This window comes from Bradyrhizobium sp. NBAIM08, from assembly GCF_020193935.1.
GTDB lineage: Bacteria > Pseudomonadota > Alphaproteobacteria > Rhizobiales > Xanthobacteraceae > Bradyrhizobium > Bradyrhizobium yuanmingense.
Map to the genome: position 1 here is coordinate 1 of NZ_JADYVR010000241.1, position 460 is coordinate 460.

At 67.8% G+C, this 460-nt stretch carries 1 protein-coding gene; it reads right to left on the reverse strand.

The features are described 5' to 3' along the window. The coding region (locus I6F37_RS39300) for a hypothetical protein (RefSeq protein ID WP_225154270.1) at positions 1-439 on the reverse strand (439 nt) is incomplete at its 3' end. Positions 440-460: the final 21 nt, after the last annotated feature.

A 460-nucleotide genomic window follows, 5' to 3' on the forward strand; every position in this document is an offset into this window, starting at 1 on the left:
GGCGATAGAAGTCGACGGCGCTGCCGCGCAGCGAGCTCATGCTGTCGAGCAGGGCCGAGAGCATCGTCGCCGCCTCCGTGTGCCTCCCCTCCTCGACCGCGGTCTGCGCCGCCGCGATGTCGCGGTTCCAGTCTTCGATCGGATGCTGCATCGGGTCGCCGCGCAGCGCCTCCATCGGACCGGCATCGCCCTCCTTCTCGAACACCCTCGCCATGGTGATGAGCATCTCGCCGTACTGCGCCAGCGCCGCCTGGTCCTGCTTCATCTCGATCGGCACGGTGCTCCAGTCGTCGAACGAGGCGCGCAGCTCATCGCGGTGATCCTTGAACAATTGCGCCACGGCGCGAAGATCCTTGGCGGCCACGGCGGCGATCAGGCGGCCGCGCAGGTCGAGCGGCGGCCCGGACGCCTTACGCCCGAACCAGTTGGACAAACCCATCCCCACATTCTAGAGTGAGGC